Annotated in this window: 1 protein-coding gene; it reads right to left on the minus strand. The window is 45.6% G+C overall.

Annotation, left to right across the window (positions count from 1 at the left end):
- A partial coding sequence (gene istB / locus AC1P5O_RS16710) for an IS21-like element ISAba8 family helper ATPase IstB (RefSeq protein WP_499006425.1) occupies positions 1-622 on the minus strand: 622 nt, incomplete at its 3' end.
- Positions 623-720: the final 98 nt, after the last annotated feature.

Below are 720 nucleotides of genomic sequence, written 5' to 3' on the forward strand. Positions count from 1 at the left end.
GGCTAAAGGGTAAGTTACTCGTCAATATCGTACTGCCTTTTTCATAACGCTTGGCAATCACGTTAAAGAACAGATTCGCTTCTTCACGTCCAAACGGTAAATAACCAATTTCATCGATAATCAGTAATTTTGGGGCGAGTATCACCCGTTGCATATAGGTTTTCAATTTACCTTGCTGATAGGCTGTACTGAGTTGCAGCATGAGATCGGCGGCGGTAATAAACTTGGTTTTGACATTGTTCATGATGGCCTTATAGCCTAATGCCATAGATAAGTGCGTTTTCCCTACACCGCTAGCCCCGAGAAACACCACATTTTCTGCTCTAGCAATAAAGCTCAGGTTGAACAACTCGACCACCTGTGATTTGGGAGCACCCAGTGCATAATTAAAATCGTAACCTTCCAGCGTTTTCACTTGAGGCAGGCCTGAGAGTTTCATCAGGACCTGCTGGCTGCGCTGTTGCCTGGCAGCATATTCATGCGTCAAGATCGCTTCAACAAAGTCGGCATAACTTCCATCTTGACCTAATGTTTGTTGTGCATGATGTGACCATTGTGATGCGATGGCAGGCAGATTGAGCTTTTGGCAAAGTTGCTCTATACGGTCGTATTGCAGATTCATCAGGAAACTCCCAGCAACTGGTCATATACCGATAAAGGATGCTGCAAACTCTCGTAGGGCATGACATGCTGTGCTGCTGCAACAGGTACAGTGCTGGA

It is taken from the genome of Prolinoborus fasciculus (genome assembly GCF_056724605.1).